Origin of the sequence: Cupriavidus sp. 2KB_3 (genome assembly GCF_052115685.1) — a bacterium.
Taxonomy (GTDB): Bacteria; Pseudomonadota; Gammaproteobacteria; order Burkholderiales; family Burkholderiaceae; genus Cupriavidus; species Cupriavidus campinensis.
In genome coordinates, this window is sequence record NZ_JBFRHD010000028.1 from 35,953 (window position 1) to 50,887 (window position 14,935).

11 protein-coding genes are annotated in these 14,935 nt (G+C 66.1%); 5 read left to right on the forward strand and 6 right to left on the reverse strand.

Annotated elements, in window-relative coordinates:
• The first annotated feature begins 19 nt into the window (after nt 1-19).
• Both AB4120_RS24825 and AB4120_RS24830 read left to right on the forward strand, forming a co-directional pair.
• Nucleotides 20-2,947 (forward strand): M16 family metallopeptidase, encoded by a 2,928-nt coding sequence (locus AB4120_RS24825; RefSeq protein ID WP_441642975.1) that lies wholly within the window; start codon nt 20-22, stop codon nt 2,945-2,947.
• A 153-nt stretch (nt 2,948-3,100) separates the two neighbouring features.
• Complete coding sequence (locus AB4120_RS24830; protein WP_149138615.1) at nt 3,101-3,472, forward strand: PHA-granule associated protein 4; 372 nt, start codon at nt 3,101-3,103, stop codon at nt 3,470-3,472.
• A gap of 99 nt (nt 3,473-3,571) precedes the next feature.
• Here AB4120_RS24830 and AB4120_RS24835 read toward each other — a convergent pair whose 3' ends face one another.
• Both AB4120_RS24835 and AB4120_RS24840 read right to left on the reverse strand, forming a co-directional pair.
• Nucleotides 3,572-4,150: a hypothetical protein gene (locus AB4120_RS24835; RefSeq protein ID WP_392388524.1), complete on the reverse strand. Its 579-nt coding sequence runs from the start codon at nt 4,148-4,150 to the stop codon at nt 3,572-3,574.
• Nucleotides 4,151-4,228: 78 nt separating this feature from the next.
• Nucleotides 4,229-5,386, reverse strand: a complete 1,158-nt coding sequence (locus AB4120_RS24840; RefSeq protein ID WP_144203245.1) for an acyl-CoA dehydrogenase family protein — start codon at nt 5,384-5,386, stop codon at nt 4,229-4,231.
• A 415-nt stretch (nt 5,387-5,801) separates the two neighbouring features.
• Here AB4120_RS24840 and AB4120_RS24845 point away from each other — a divergent pair, with 415 nt between their 5' ends.
• The 3 genes from AB4120_RS24845 to AB4120_RS24855 all read left to right on the forward strand — a co-directional run bounded on the left by AB4120_RS24845 (nt 5,802) and on the right by AB4120_RS24855 (nt 8,672).
• Nucleotides 5,802-7,115: an MFS family transporter gene (locus AB4120_RS24845; protein ID WP_149138614.1), complete on the forward strand. Its 1,314-nt coding sequence runs from the start codon at nt 5,802-5,804 to the stop codon at nt 7,113-7,115.
• A 107-nt stretch (nt 7,116-7,222) separates the two neighbouring features.
• Nucleotides 7,223-8,161: a LysR family transcriptional regulator gene (locus tag AB4120_RS24850; RefSeq protein WP_149138613.1), complete on the forward strand. Its 939-nt coding sequence runs from the start codon at nt 7,223-7,225 to the stop codon at nt 8,159-8,161.
• A gap of 37 nt (nt 8,162-8,198) precedes the next feature.
• On the forward strand, nt 8,199-8,672 hold the full coding sequence (locus AB4120_RS24855) for an aminoacyl-tRNA deacylase (RefSeq protein ID WP_144203239.1): 474 nt from the start codon (nt 8,199-8,201) through the stop codon (nt 8,670-8,672).
• A gap of 10 nt (nt 8,673-8,682) precedes the next feature.
• On the opposite strand, the gene AB4120_RS24860 is transcribed toward AB4120_RS24855, so the two are convergent.
• Genes AB4120_RS24860 through AB4120_RS24875 form a run of 4 tightly spaced genes read right to left on the reverse strand, consistent with a single transcriptional unit; the run spans nt 8,683 to nt 14,730 of the window.
• The gene (locus tag AB4120_RS24860) at nt 8,683-12,081 is read right to left on the reverse strand and encodes an ImcF-related family protein (protein ID WP_441642976.1); all 3,399 of its coding nucleotides are present in this window, start codon (nt 12,079-12,081) and stop codon (nt 8,683-8,685) included.
• Entirely contained in the window at nt 12,081-13,313 is a 1,233-nt protein-coding gene (locus AB4120_RS24865; protein ID WP_149138612.1) for a hypothetical protein, read from the reverse strand. Before AB4120_RS24865 ends, AB4120_RS24860 begins: the two co-directional genes overlap by 1 nt.
• A gap of 10 nt (nt 13,314-13,323) precedes the next feature.
• The gene (locus AB4120_RS24870) at nt 13,324-13,575 is read right to left on the reverse strand and encodes a PAAR domain-containing protein (protein ID WP_149138611.1); all 252 of its coding nucleotides are present in this window, start codon (nt 13,573-13,575) and stop codon (nt 13,324-13,326) included.
• A 15-nt stretch (nt 13,576-13,590) separates the two neighbouring features.
• Nucleotides 13,591-14,730: a T6SS phospholipase effector Tle1-like catalytic domain-containing protein gene (locus AB4120_RS24875; RefSeq protein ID WP_441642977.1), complete on the reverse strand. Its 1,140-nt coding sequence runs from the start codon at nt 14,728-14,730 to the stop codon at nt 13,591-13,593.
• Nucleotides 14,731-14,935 lie beyond the last annotated feature (205 nt).

Genomic DNA, 14,935 nt, shown 5'->3' on the forward strand with positions numbered 1-14,935 from the left:
TTTATCGTCCGAGGACGTCATGCTTCGCCGTCGTGCCGCCTTTGCCGCCTTTGCCCCCTTTGCCCCCTTTGCCGCCTTTCCCGCCTTTGCAGCCTGCACCGCGGTTGCTGTCTCGCTGGCCGCCGCCCTGCCGGCCCCGCCAGCCCTTGCCGCGCCTGCCCGCAGCGCCGCGCGTGCGCAGTCGCCTGCACCCGCCACCGTGCCGGGTGCCTCCCCCCTGATCCAGGCTACGCGCGTGGCCACCGTGGAGGGCATCACCGAATACCGGCTGCCGAACGGCCTGCGCATCCTGCTGGCGCCGGACGCCGCGCAGCCCACCACCACGGTCAGCATGACCTATCTGGTGGGCAGCCGGCACGAGAACTACGGCGAAACCGGCATGGCGCACCTGCTGGAGCACATGCTGTTCAAGGGCACGCCGTCGCTGCCGGGGCGGACCATTCCCACGGAATTCGCGCGGCGCGGCATGCAGTACAACGGCACCACGTCGCAGGACCGTACCAATTACTTCCAGACCTTTGCCGCCAGCGAGGACAACCTCGACTGGGCGCTGAAGATGGAGGCGGACCGCATGGTCAACAGCTTCGTCTCGCGCGCGGACCTGGACAGCGAGATGTCCGTGGTGCGCAACGAGATGGAGATCGGCGAGAACAATCCGATGCGGATGCTGCTCCAGCAGATGAACGCGGCGTCCTACCGGTGGCACAACTACAGCAAGGCGCCGATCGGCGCGCGCAGCGACGTGGAGCATGTGGGCATCGAGAACCTGCAGGCGTTCTACCGCCGCTACTACCAGCCGGACAACGCCGTGCTGGTGGTAACGGGGCAGTTTGACCCCACCACCACGCTGGCGCGCATCGAACAGGCTTTCGGGCCGATTCCGCGCCCCACGCGCGTGTTGCCTTCCGAGTACACGGTGGAACCGCCGCAGGAGGGCGCGCGCGAACTGACACTGACGCGCCCCGGCGACAGCAGCATCGTCGCCGTGCAGTACCACGTGGCGCCCGGCGCCCACCCGGACACCGCCGCGCTGACCCTGCTGTCCCTGGTCCTCTCCGATACGCCCGGCGGGCGGCTGCATCGCGCGCTGGTGGACACCCACAAGGCCGCGTGGCAATCGAGCCGGTTCGAAGGAATGAAAGACCCCGGGCTGATCGTGTTCGCGGCGGGCACGAGCAAGGACCGCCCGCTCGACGCCGTGCGGGCGGCCCTGCTGGCCGAGGTGGAGGGGCTGGCGACGCGGCCGGTCACCCAGGAGGAACTCGACCGGGCACGCACGCGGGTGCGCAACGGCTACGAGCAGGTGCTGAACAATCCGGCGCAGTACGGCGTGCTGTTGTCCGAGGCCATCGCCAAGGGCGACTGGCGGCTGTTCCTGCTCGACCGTGACCGCGTGGAGGCCGCCACGCTGGCCGACGTGCAGCGCGTGGCCGATCTCTACCTGCGGCCGACCAATCGCACGGTCGGACAGTTTCTGCCCGGCGACAAGCCACAGCTTGCCAACGTGCCCAAGGCGCCCGACGTGGCCGCGCTGGTGCGCGACTACGCCGGCCGCCCAGCCGCCGCGCCGGTGCCGACGTTCGACCCGAGCCCGGCCAATATCGACGCCCACACGGTGCGCCAGACACTGCCCAACGGCATGCAGCTGGCGCTGCTGTCCAAGCCCACGCGCGGGGAAGCCGTCAACGGCACGCTGATCCTGCGCTTTGGCAACACCCAGGCGCTGCAGGGCCAGAGCTCGGTGGGGTCGCTCGCGGCGGGCATGCTCGACCGTGGCGCGGGCGCGTTCGACCGCCAGCGCATTGCCGACCGCTTCGAGGCGCTCAAGGCCAATGTGTCGATCTCGGGCAATGCCGAGCGGCTGACGGTGAGCTTCGTGACGCGCCGCCAGTACCTGCCTGACCTGATGGCGCTGCTCCGCACGGTGCTGCGCATGCCGACGTTCCCGGCCAGCGAGTTCGAGACACTACGCGCGAGCAGCGTCGCCGGCATCGAGAGCCAGCAACGCCAGCCCAATGCGCTCGCGCCGAACGCGCTGGGCCGCCATGGCAATCCCTACCCACCCGACGATCCGCGCTACACCCCCACATTCGACGAAAGCGTGGCCGCGCTGCGCGCCGTCACGCCGGCGCAGATCCGCACGTTCCACGCGCGCTTCTACGGCGCCGAACACGCGCAGTTGGCGCTGGTCGGGGATTTCGACGCGGATGAGGCCGTGCGGCAAGCCACCTACCTGTTCGGCGACTGGCGGGCGCAGGTGCCGTACGAACGCGTGGACCGCCCCTTCTATGCGATTCCTGCCGCCAGCTTCACGCTGGACACGCCGGGGAAGGCCAACGCGGTCTATCTGGCCTCCCTGCCGATCGACCTCGTCAATGATTCCCCCGACTACCCGCTGCTGCTGATTGCCAGCCGGGTGCTGGGCGGCACCGGCATGCGCAGCCGGCTGGCGGACCGCCTGCGCCAGCAGGAAGGCATCAGCTACGGGGCGTCGAGTTCGATCTCGGTGGGTGCGCTGGACCGGGCCGGGCGCTTCGGCCTGTGGGCGGCCTACGCCCCCCAGAACCAGGCCCGGCTGCGCAAGGCCATCGACGAGGAAATGGCACGCTTTGCGCGTGACGGCATTTCCGACGCCGAACTGGCGGAGGCGGTCAGCGGCCTGCTCCAGCAGGGCATGATGAGCCGCACGCGCGACGGCGCGCTGGCCGGTGCGCTGGCCAACCTGCTGTTCCTGGACCGTACCATGGCCCATACCGCCGAAGTGGAGGCTCGCATTCGCGCCGCCACGCCTGCCGCCGTGAACGATGCCATTCGCCGCTACCTGACGCCAGCCGGGCTGACGCAGGCCTTCGCGGGCGACTTTGGCGCCACCACGGCGGCGACGGCACCGGCCGGCATGCCGCCTCCGGGGGCGGCAATCGAGCCGCCAGACGCATCAAAGCCCTAGGAAGCTGGTATAAGGAAGAACGCCAATTCTGGCGAGACTGGCCCGGGGCCGGGGTTGTGGACGGAAACGCCCGCGACTACCCCTTCCGTGTCCTTGTGACGGCCGGTCAATCACTGTATATTCGTACAGTATTCGTTGATACAAGAGGTGTGGATGTCAATCGTGCGAGCTGGCAGCAAGTCGGAAGCGCTTCGGCTTCTGGCCTCCGAGCAGGTGCTGGCGCTTGAGCTGGATTACGAAACCGGATGGCAGGACGCCGTCGAGTTGGGCCGGCTCGGAGAAAAACGCGGCATCAAAGTGCAATACCGCGGACAGGAAAGCATCGCTGTCCGCTCCCGCGAGGCCCTGATCGAAGGGCTCGCCAAACCCAAAGGCACGTTCCGGCAACGGAACCTCTATTGCCAGTTCGACCTCGGCACGCTTGCCGACAATGAATTGCTGGATCTGGAAGCCAAGGCGACCCGCCTGGGCGACTACATTCTCGCCGGCCATTTGCTGCGCGACGTGGACGGCGTCTGGCCGTGACGGGCAGCTGAGGGCCAAACGGCCCCACGGCCGCACATGGCAAATGACGGCCTCATGGGCCGTCATTGCATTGAATCGACGTGGAAACCTGGCGGGAAGCTACTGCCAGACGCGAGTTGCGCCAGCCCAGCGCGCGGCTGCGGAGGCGTGCATCACGGCGTGATCGGCTTCGGCGTCCGGTGCGAGCCCCGGCTGCGCCGTGTCGATCGAGGTCCGGCACAGCACTGCCGTGACGAGCGTCTTGATATGACCGCGTGGGCCACCCGCCAGGGCGGCGAGGTGCGCATGCCCGTCGAGCACGATCAGGCCGTCTCCGGCCTTTGGACGCAGCTCCAGCGTGTAGAGATGATCACATTCACATTGCATGCGGCCGCCCGATACCGCCACCACGATGGCATTCGGCAGCGCCAGTCCGCTCTCGCGCACGGTATCGCGCAGGCGGTCCAGATGCGCCTGCGCGCGGTAGTCACGGGCCGAGTGCGCGGGCGCGGGGCCGTTGCTCAAAGCCATGAGGTCGTCGGGCGACACCATCAGCGTGTACGCCTGCAATGCCGTGCGGTAGGTAGCCACCACGGCACGCAGCCGGTGCATATCGGCCGATTGGGTGGCCGCCACTGACGGCGCAGCCGTTACGGACAATCCCGGTGCCATCGGCACCGTTGCCTGGAACTTGCTCATCCTGCCTCCCCCTGCTTGTCGTCGCGCGTTTCTGTCGCGGGTTGCATAGCACCCGGCCCGGAGGCCGGGCGCTGGCCATCAGTCGCGCAGCAGTTGCTTGGCGATGATCAGCTGCTGGATCTGCGTGGTGCCTTCATACAGGCGCAGCAGACGCACGTCGCGGTAGAAACGTTCGGCCTTGTATTCGGCGATGTAGCCGGCGCCGCCGTGGATCTGCACGGCGCGGTCCGCCACGCGGCCCACCATCTCGGTACAGAACATCTTCGTGCACGAGGCCAGCATGCTGACTTCGGGGTCGCTCTTGCCGGCGGGCTTGGCGTCGTAGCGCTGCGCGCAGTCGCGCACCATCGACAGGCCCGCATACAGCTCGGCCTGGCTGTCGGCCAGCATGCCCTGAATCAACTGGAAATCGCCGATGGGCTTGCCGAACTGCTTGCGCTCCTTCGCATAGGCCACGGCGTCGGTAATCAGCCGGTGCGCCATGCCGCAGGCCAGCGCCGAGATGTGCAGGCGGCCGCGGTCGAGCACCTTCATCGCGGTCTTGAAGCCCACACCCGGTACGCCGCCGATGATATTGGCCGCCGGTACGCGCACGTTTTCCAGCACCACGTCGCAGGTCTTGGTGCCGCGCTGACCCATCTTCTTGTCCGGCTTGCCGAGCGAGATCCCCGGCGTATCGGCGGGCACGATGAACGACGAGATGCCCGACGCGCCCGGGCCGCCGGTGCGCGCCATCAGCGTGAAGGCGCCGGCGCGCGGCGCGTTGGTGATGAAGCGCTTGGTGCCGTTGATGACGTAGTGGTCACCATCCAGCTCGGCGCGCGTTTGCAGCGAGGCGGCGTCGGAGCCGGCGTTCGGCTCGGTCAGCGCGAACGAGATGATCAGCTCGCCGCTGGCGATCTTCGGCAGGTATTCCTGCTTCTGCGCCTCGGTGCCGTCCATCAGGATGCCCTGCGAGCCGATGCCCACGTTGGTGCCAAACACCGAGCGGAACGCAAACGCCGTATGGCCGAGGTCATAGACCACATCGCATTCCTGCGACATCGCCAGGCCAATACCACCGTAGTTCTCGGGAATGGAGATGCCGAACAGGCCCATCTCCTTCATGTCGGAGACGATCTCGGCTGGCACTTCGTCCAGTTCTTCCAGCGTGTCTTCCGCCGGCTTCAGCCGTTCGTCGATAAAACGCTGCACCGAGGCGCGCAGCAGGGAAAACGATTCGGCGTCGAGGGCCATGGCAAATCTCCGGGTCAATCCAGTACAGACAGTACAAACACAATGGGCGTCAATGGTACGCCGCCTGACCGATTTGACAATCCACGCAGGCTTGTACAGAAGGGATAAAACAATTTGACAATTAGTGGCCACCATGCCGGCCATTTTTATGCCACGCCTAGTGCGGTATGCAGAACAAACAATCCACCCTGCAGAACAATCGGCCGGAAACCCAATGCCGGCAAGTGGTGACGCATTCGCCACGTGACTTATTCGGCGCTAACGACTGGGCAAGCTCTCCGCGTTCGGAGTACGCTTGCCGGGCACAACCCACGGGTGGGTCCCGCGCGTCTGGCCCCGCTTGCCAGCCTGCCGCCCGGCTCCGCCCGCGCCCCGTTCCCAGCGGCGCCCCTCGCCGCCAAGAAAGAGAAGGTTCATGACTCAAATCGCCTCAACCGCCGATACCTCCACGGCGCCCTCCCCAGAGGAGACCAGGAAACGCGTCTTCGCAATTGTTGCCGCTTCGTCCGGCAACCTCGTCGAATGGTTCGATTTCTACATCTACGCGTTCTGCGCCATCTATTTCGCGCCGGCGTTTTTCCCGAAAGCCGACCCGACCGCCCAGCTGCTGAACACGGCGGGCGTGTTTGCCGCTGGCTTCCTGATGCGACCGATCGGCGGCTGGCTGTTCGGCCGCATCGCGGACCGCAACGGGCGCAAGAACTCGATGCTGATCTCGGTGGTGATGATGTGCTTCGGCTCTCTGCTGATTGCCTGCCTGCCGACCTACGCCACCATCGGCACCCTCGCCCCGGCGCTGCTGCTGCTGGCGCGACTGCTGCAAGGCCTGTCCGTAGGTGGCGAATACGGCACAACGGCCACTTATATGAGTGAAGTGGCGCTCAAGGGCCGGCGCGGGTTCTTCTCGTCCTTCCAATACGTGACGCTGATCGGCGGCCAGTTGCTGGCGGTGCTGGTGGTGGTGGTGCTTCAGCAATTACTCGACGAAGCCGAACTCCGGGCCTGGGGCTGGCGCATTCCGTTCGTGATTGGCGCGATTACCGCCGTGGTGGCGCTGCTGCTGCGCCGCACGCTGCACGAGACCTCGTCGGCGCAAAGCCGCAACAGCAAGGAAGCCGGCAGCGTGGCGGAACTGTTCCGCAACCACAAGGCGGCGTTCTTCACCGTGCTGGGCTATACCGCCGGCGGTTCGCTGATTTTCTATACGTTCACCACGTATATGCAGAAGTACCTGGTCAACTCGGCCGGCATGTCGATCAAGACCGCCAGCTATGTCATGACGGGCTGCCTGTTCCTGTACATGTGCATGCAGCCGATCTTCGGCGCCTTGTCTGACCGCATCGGCCGCCGCAACAACATGCTGATGTTCGGCGCGCTGGGCGCGCTGGCCACGGTGCCGATCCTGACCGCGCTGCGCACCGTGTCGAGCCCGGAACTCGCTCTTGTACTGATCTCCGTGGCGCTGGCGATCGTCAGTTTCTACACCTCGATCAGCGGCATTGTGAAGGCCGAAATGTTCCCGCCCGAAGTGCGCGCGCTGGGCGTGGGCCTGGCCTACGCCGTGGCCAACGCCATCTTCGGCGGCTCGGCCGAGTATGTGGCGCTGGGCCTGAAGTCGATGGGCCATGAGACCACGTTCTACTGGTACGTCACGGGCATGATGGTGCTGGCGTTCTTCGTCAGCCTGCGCCTGCCGCGCCAGGCCAAGTACCTGCATCACGAGCACTGACCGTTTCCGCCCCTCCGGGGGTGGGCATGGCAAACTAAGGGGCCTCCGGGCCCCTTTTTTATTGGCGGGCCTCCGGGCCCCTTTCTCATTTCCGCCACCCCGCCGCCATGGATCTCAACGCCTTGCGCCTGTTCGTCGACATCGTCGATGCCGGCAACCTCAGCGCCGCCGCGCGCAAGCTCAAGATGACGCGCGCCAACGTCAGCTACCACCTGAAGGCGCTCGAAGAGGAACTCGGCGTGCAACTGCTGCGGCGCACCACGCGGCACGTGGAACCCACGCCCGTGGGCGCCGGCCTGTACGAGCACGGGCGCAATATCCTGGGCGAGGTGGCCGCCGCCAACGCACTCATCAGCAGCATGGGCAAGAGCCTGCAGGGCCATGTGCGGCTGTCGGTGCCCACTGGCCTGGGCCACAGCCTGCTGTCACCGCTGCTGGTGCAGTTCAAGCAACGTTACCCGGACATCACGCTCGACGTGGTGTTCGACAACCGCATCCACAACCTTGTGTCCGAAGACGTGGAAGTGGCGCTGCGGATCATTTCCACGCCGCCAGACTCCGTGGTGGCCACCGAGATCGGCGAGGTGGACTGGGTGGTGTGCGCCGCGCCGTCCTACCTGGCGGGCCGCGCGGCGCCGGCGACACTGGGCGACCTGACCGCGCACGCCATCGTGTGCGCCTCCCCGATCGGCCAGAAACTCAAGGCCTCCGGCACGCGCGGCGAGGACAGCGCCCGGGAGCAGGTGGTGCTCGCCCCGACACTAAGTTCCGAGAACTTCGCGTTTCTCAAGGACGCCGTGGTCGGCGGGCTCGGTATTGGCATTTTTCCGATGTACGCCATCGGTGACGAACTGTCGCAGGGCACCCTCGTGCCGCTGCTGGACGGGTACCGCATCAGCGTCTTCGGCAGCAAGCTGTACCTGCTGACCATGCCGAACCGCTACCAGACCATGGCCACGCGCTACCTGCTGACCTTCCTGAAGACCGAACTCCAGGCGATCTGGCCCCGCATGCGCGACGCCAGAGCCTATATTGAAAAGACCTAGAACAACCGGCGCGTGCTGGCGCAGGAGGCAGGCAATCATGGCAATCGCAAACACCCTGGCTGGCCGGCTCAGCCGCATGAACAGCCAGTTCGAAATCATCCGTCACCCCTACAGCCTGAGCAGCATGGCCACTGCGCAGGCCGCCCATGTACCCGGCAACCGGCTGGCCAAAACCGTCCTGCTCGAGGATCAGGCCGGCTACGTGGCCGCCGTGATTCCTTCCAACCACCATCTCCGCCTTTCGGAAATCTGCGAGCAAACCGGCCGCGACCTGGTACTGGCCCACGAAGACGAGATCCGCGAGGTTTTCAAGGATTGCGACCTCGGCGCCATCCCGCCCGTGGCCATGTCCTACGGCATGCCGACCTATGTGGACGAATGCCTGATGGAAGAACCCGAAATCTGGTTCGAAGCGGGCGACCACGAGGAACTGGTGCACATGCAGCGCGACCAGTTCATGGCGCTGATGTCGGATGCACAACGCGGCAGGTTCTCGCATCGGATGATGTGAGGGGTTGCTTTCACGAACCGCGCGGCGCTGCGGTCTGCGCGCGATCGGCGAAGATGCGCGACGGCAACACAAAACCGCGCAATGCCAGCAACTCCAGCGGCCCTTGGCCGAGTTCGGTGCGCATCAGGTAGCGGATCGGATAGGCGATGTCCTTCGGAGCAGGCTGCATCGCGGCGCGGGGCATCAGGCTACCGGGCTCTGGCGGAAGGTTCGAAGCCAGGTTGTCCGGTGAGCCGTGCCATGTGATCTGGAACGTCGCGCTGTCGATCGCCTCGACGTTGGCACGCTCGAGCATTCGCACCAGCCCCCATCGTCCGGTGAACTCATAGTGCTTGTTGGTGCCGGCCGCTTCCGTCCGCCATTGCAGCCGGGTGCCTGGGCTGTCTGGCCTGCTGGCGGGCCAGGTCATGGCATGCCATGTCTCGCGCTGGTTGTAGTAGTGAAGTTGCTGGCCGTCGAGCGTCAGTATCGTATCGGTCAGACCAGACACGGGAATCGGCTTGAGTTCGAACTGGTAGCGCGGCTCGCCCTGTGCGAGCAGGCGCACGCCTATCCGCTGGAGGCGGTTGATCGCGTCCAGGAAGGCCGGATCGAATGCCACTGCCTGTCCGCCCGTCGCAGCAGGCTTCCATTGATCGCCCTGCAGTTCCAGCACGCCGGCCAACTGCGCGGCGAGGAAACCCTGGATCAGGCCGCCGTCCGGCCTGAGGAAGCGCGCCAGTTCGGGCAGCGAGGCGTCGTTGGCAGTATCTGCAAACGGATAGCGACCGGTGAACGAGCGTCCCCATGCCATCGCGATGCTCTCGCGCCACGCTGCGTTGAGGCTCGTTTGGGCGGGCTGAAGCGCCGCGTGCGTCGCCTGGGCGATGGGGCGGACGAACAACGCCTCGCCCATGCCAGCCCACTCTGCGCCCAGACTGGCGGCGATCAGCCGGGCATATGCCTGGGTATCGGCCAACTCGGACGCCTTGCCCTGGAACAGCGCCTGCGCCATCTGACGAGCCTGGGCGTCGGCGTCCGGGCTGTTGCTCACTTGCTGCAGCCGCAGCCGCAATGCCGTGGCGCGCTCGAGAAAGCGTTGCAAACTCATGTCGCCGGTACCGGCCTGATCCTGCGCCAGGAGTCGGCTGATTGGCCCGAAGGCTGGTCCCAGCGGGCCGGAGGTGTCGGGCTTGGCCCGCTTCGGCCCGGCCGGCTTCTTGCCGAGCATGTCCTGGGCCTTCGCTACCAGCGTGTCGGACAGCGAATCGGCCCGCATGCCGGCCCCGCCCTGATATTCGAGTGATGTCATCAGCGCGATGACCGGCGACTGGCGAGCGTCCGCCATCAGCTTCAACTGGTCGATGGCGGCCGGCAGCGTGGGCGCCGGCTCCCATTGCACGGTGTTCATGAAGCGCTGCCAGTGGTCGGCGTAATCAGCGAAGTACCGGGCCGTCAATGCGGCACGGAGGTCGGCGGGTGGCGTGGCCTGTGGCGCGCCGGCGTCCGAGAGCACCCAATCGCTTGTGACCTGCGTACGCTTGGCGACCCTTTCGATCGCTTCGGCCACATCGCCCTCATAGGCTTGCCGGGTGTAGGCGCCCGGCACCAGCGTGTTCGCGCGGATCAGCCCGCGCGCGTCCGTCCCGGTTGTCAGCGAGGCCAAGGTTTGGTCGGGATACCGGTTGCCGATTCCGTCGATCACCTGCCGGTAAAGCGTGTCCTGCGCGTTGCGCTGGTCGATCACCGCCAGCACGGTCCGGCGAGCGCCCGCCACCAACTCCGGCTGTGCGGTGATGCGCCAGTCGGGATGAGACTTGAAGTGGTCGGCATGGAACGCGAGCAGACGCTCCGCCAGATCTTCGCGCTCGCCCGGTGTGATGCGGGCTTCGGTCCGCCAGTGCCGGACGAGTTGGGCCTTCAGGAAATCCGGCTCGATGCGATCCGGATTGGCGAGCATGAGATAGGTCTTGATGTTGTCTCGTCCGCCGAGCGCCCATTCGCTGGCTTGTGTGTCAAGGCCGCCCGCCTGCACTTGCGCCAGGTCCGCCAGGCCGTCTTCCAGATCCTGCTGAATCGGTGTGACGATCAACTCCCGGCTGTGTTTGCCGTATCGGTCCCACAGCGCGGCAGCGATGGCGGCGTCGCGATTGAGACCGAAGCGGGAAGTGATCGAGGCCAGATGGTCCCGATCCGGCGCGTAGCGCGCAATCTCATGTTGCAAGGCAAGCAGCGCACGAAGGCGCGCTGCGGTATTGGGGGCGGCGGCAGTCGCATCCGCGGCCTGCTGCGCAGCGTGAATGCTGTGGGCATTCTGAAAGCCAGACAGCAACATCCCGGCGCTCCAAAGGCCGATGGCAGTCAGCGCGATGCTGGAAAAGACGGTGACCGGATGGAGGCCGATCCGGCGACCTCCCATACGGCGGGCGTGCTCGCCAACATAGCGCCAAAGCGGCAGGTCCGCCGCAGGCTGCCAGCCCGCCCCGCCGGACAGTGGGCCCGGCGACGGCGTAAAAACGACGCCCCGAATTGGCATGGCCATACCAGGGCGGCTGTTCACACCGAAGATCCAGTCGGCCAACGCCTTGCCACGGATGTCGAGGCGTTGGGATAGCTGTGCAAGGAAGCGGTCGTGGCAGTTCCCGATCAACGCTTCTGTTCCGAGCATCGCCAGGCGGCCGCGCAATTCGTCCAAGGCACCGGAAACGGCCGCTGCATCGCCGCGCGGCGGCAACTCGCAACCGATCACAGGGGTGGGGCCGTCGCCAGCGAGGTCATGGATGCGAGCGACATCGAGCACAAAAACCGGCGCAGCCCAGCGCAGCGACTTCGCAATGCGGTCCAGACCCATGCCGAGCGCGACACCTCCCCGACGCTGGGGCCGGAGGTCGGTCTCCCCATGTGTCACCAGCACGACGGCGCTCACCGGCGCGGCCCGCAGCTTGCGGAGTTGACCAAGCCAGGCGCGATCCGGTTGGCCATCCGGCCCGAGTGGACTCCACAGCAGCACCGCTTCGTCGGTGACCTGCCAGCGGTCGTTGACGACGCCCGGCAGCAACTCGGCAATGACGGCGTCATCGCCCGTCAGCAGCAGACGAGGCAGATGACGGGCGCCCGGGTCCTGCAACGCTTGCTTGAGCCTGTCATATTCCGTCGATTTCAGTGCCACATCGCCGGGCTCCCGCCTGCCCCGGCGCGCTGCCGGATCGCGCTGGTGCGGCGTGTCTCGGGCCGATCGGGCGGCCAGCACCTTCCACGCCGTGGCGACCGGACCACGCATCAGGAGCACTGCGGCGCCCACGATCATCGCAATGACCGCTTGCCGCCGGGCGGCCTCGCTGCCATCGCCCATCAGGTATGCCGTGGCTGCGACCGCCGCCGTCATGGCGGAGACCACGATGGTGTACCCCCGGCTCTTTGGATGTGTCATCACGTTGTTTCCTGTTCCTTGGGGCCAGCCGGGGGGCGTACGACTGCCAGGCAAAGCGTGCTTTCCCTGCACGCAATCAATTGCGGCTCGCCACGCTGCCGGGCATTCTCTACAGCCAGTGCAGCGGCAAGCCATGGGGTGGCCACGCCAGGGTTGCCCAGCGCCGCATCAATGTCATGCACGCCGGCGAATGCATCGGTCTGCACCGCGCCCAAGGCGATATCCGAGCCCTCGGTCAGCATGGCCGCCTTCTCGGCCTTCTGCAGGCCGGATTGCCAGAGGTGTGTCAAGGCATCCGGCGTTATCTGGCCGAACAGCGCGGCTGTCCGGATGGTGTCGGCGAGGCCATGGGCGGCGGCCACAGGCCGATGTAGCGTGGCAATGGCGGACAGCTCAAGCCGCTCCGCCAATGGCGCCCAGCCCAATAGCAGCGCGACGGCCGCCTCGGCGCTGTTCTGTGGCGGCGTCTCGTGCAATTGGACGGCAACGAAGAGGCGGAATCGTTCCAGCGCCGGGCCACCCGTCTCGTCTAGCCAGGCATCGAGCGCCATCAGCCCATCAGTGGCTGGGAGGACCGAGGCTTCAACGTGATGGAGGCCCGTGGCTGTCCAGCATGTCTGCCAGGCGTGGCGAAGCGGCGCCGGATCGACGCCATCGGACACCTGCAACGTGACATCCAGCGGCACGCTCGGGGGCAACGCGCGTAGCGGCATTTCCAGTTGTCCGAGAATGGCTTCGAACACTTCCGCATAGCGGCCACCCGGCTCCACTTCCTCGGCCAGCGGCAGCCTGGAATGGCGAACCGGCGGCAGATGCGGGCGCGGCGAGTGGGCAACGAGAACCGAATCCCGCTCCAGGATCAGACCGGATGCGCAACCGGTCCGCATCGCGCAAAGATACGCGGCGTGGAGCACCGCTAGCGGCTCGGCGCCGAATGCCACGGCAGCTTCGAATTCGCGCTGTCGGGCGTCCGCCGTGGCGGTCAGACGGTTCATCTCATCTTCGTAGAAGTGGAGCCGAAAGCCGAATAGCACGCACCACCCGAGCAACGGAAAGCCGACCAGGCACATCCAGAACCACGGTGTTCCTGTCGGTGCGTCCTTGGGCCACGCCAGCAAGGTCAAGAGGGCGCCAGCCGCCAGAAACGCGGCCAGCAAGCACAGCCACACGGCTGTTGCTGGCCGCACCGGTGGCTCGGCGTCGAGCGTTGAACGCGGCAATTCCACTGTCATCGCCCGGGCCTCACAGAAGACTTGAAATCAGCTTGCACCCGCACGTGGCGCGATGGCCGTGCCGCGCGATGGGCACACCATGATCCTGCATGGAAGCATCGCCCTCGATGATCAGGTTGGGACGCACTTCCGGATGCCGGGGGCACGACACGCTGTCGCCCATGCGTGCCACCGCGCGGCCGTCGTAGCGCATGGTGGCGGAGGCGCTGACCACCTTGCCGCCGTGATCGTTGGCGTCGCCCAATCGGATGAGATCACTCATGTCCGTCCTCCCGATTCAGAAAACACGGCGATAGCGGAAGTAGCCGTCGGTCAGCTCCCTCGGCTCCATCATTCCGCCAATCCGGAAGCCGGCCCGCGAGTCGTGGATGTAGTCATCCATCAGGTGCTGCACGGCGGGGGGCAATGTGGCGCCAAGGCTGACCGCTTCGAGCATGCGGAGCGTCTCGGCATCCACGGGTCCGGCGCGCCGGCCTCGCGTAGTGCGAAGCACGGCGCCGGCAATGGGATTCAATCTCGCCACGCCATCGAGCGCCACTGCTGCAGCCCCGGTGTCCTGGGCCCAGACGCGGAGATCGACAAGCTGCGCGGTGAAATCCTTGAGGGCTTCCCGTAGTTGCGCCCGGTCGGTCCTCAGGTGTGCTTCTCTGAAGAAACGTCGGTTCTCCATTAGACGACCTGGCCGGAGAAGGCCGTCTCGCCATTGCAGGTATTGCAGCGTGTGGGATCGAAGGACGGCCACCACGCCATCCTTGCCCTTCGCCGACGTCTTGATCCCGCAATGGTCGAAGAAGTTGTTCACTGCGGCCGCCAGTGCCGGCGGGCAATCGAAGTCTGGGGCAATGAGGGGAGCGGCTTTGATTTCCTCCATGCTCCTGAGTGGTACGCCACCTACGAGCGCGGCATGATGCATGTCGATTAGCGGAACCTGGGACAAATGTGGCGACGACAGACCGCCGCCGGGCATCGCCTTGCCCTGTTCGCCGGGACGATAGCCGCCACCCACGTCGGAGTGCATGCCTGGATAGGCCACCTGCGTGGCACGTGCCGCAAGCTCGAGCGGAAAGCTCGCGCGCTGCTCATGCAGCGCCACGAAGTGGACGCACTGCTCCACGGCGGGATGGATATCCAGATTCGCGGGCGTCGCCCAGTCCATGCGGCCGTCGAAGCCGGGCAGCATGTCGGCCACGCCGACCGACGCCACGGTATCGAACAAGCCCATGAAATAGATGCGCAACGGGATGCCGGCGAGGCGGTAGCCGCCATCCTCCTGCTCCAGCCACTGGAGAAGCCAGTTGGCGAACACGCGCGCTGTGGCCGCGCCACGAGAGAAGCCAAACACGGCGATGTTGATGTGCGTGACCTTGCGCTCGCGGTCCTTTACGACCGCTTCCAGTCGCTTCTCCCAGGTGTCCATCACCCTACGGCGATATCGAGTTTCGAAGCCAGTCTTGCTCGCTAGGTTAGCGACGGTTCCAACTTGACCGGTGCCGAACAAGGTAGTTTCCGTCAGGTACTCGTGTACCGAATCCAGGATACTCAGTATCGCCCAGTTAATCCTGTCCGCTCCCATATACCCCGCCGCAAGGCCAAGCGAGCCACCAGTGTCGCGAATCTCAGGG

Bases quoted from the DNA above. Each gene is read 5' to 3' on its own strand.
- AB4120_RS24825 (WP_441642975.1), top strand. From the start codon at position 20: ATGCTTCGCCGTCGTGCCGCCTTTGCCGCCTTTGCCCCCTTTGCCCCC.
- AB4120_RS24830 (WP_149138615.1), top strand. From the start codon at position 3,101: ATGTCAATCGTGCGAGCTGGCAGCAAGTCGGAAGCGCTTCGGCTTCTG.
- AB4120_RS24835 (WP_392388524.1), bottom strand. From the start codon at position 4,150: ATGAGCAAGTTCCAGGCAACGGTGCCGATGGCACCGGGATTGTCCGTA.
- AB4120_RS24840 (WP_144203245.1), bottom strand. From the start codon at position 5,386: ATGGCCCTCGACGCCGAATCGTTTTCCCTGCTGCGCGCCTCGGTGCAG.
- AB4120_RS24845 (WP_149138614.1), top strand. From the start codon at position 5,802: ATGACTCAAATCGCCTCAACCGCCGATACCTCCACGGCGCCCTCCCCA.
- AB4120_RS24850 (WP_149138613.1), top strand. From the start codon at position 7,223: ATGGATCTCAACGCCTTGCGCCTGTTCGTCGACATCGTCGATGCCGGC.
- AB4120_RS24855 (WP_144203239.1), top strand. From the start codon at position 8,199: ATGGCAATCGCAAACACCCTGGCTGGCCGGCTCAGCCGCATGAACAGC.
- AB4120_RS24860 (WP_441642976.1), bottom strand. From the start codon at position 12,081: ATGACACATCCAAAGAGCCGGGGGTACACCATCGTGGTCTCCGCCATG.
- AB4120_RS24865 (WP_149138612.1), bottom strand. From the start codon at position 13,313: ATGACAGTGGAATTGCCGCGTTCAACGCTCGACGCCGAGCCACCGGTG.
- AB4120_RS24870 (WP_149138611.1), bottom strand. From the start codon at position 13,575: ATGAGTGATCTCATCCGATTGGGCGACGCCAACGATCACGGCGGCAAG.
- AB4120_RS24875 (WP_441642977.1), bottom strand. From the start codon at position 14,730: ATGGACACCTGGGAGAAGCGACTGGAAGCGGTCGTAAAGGACCGCGAG.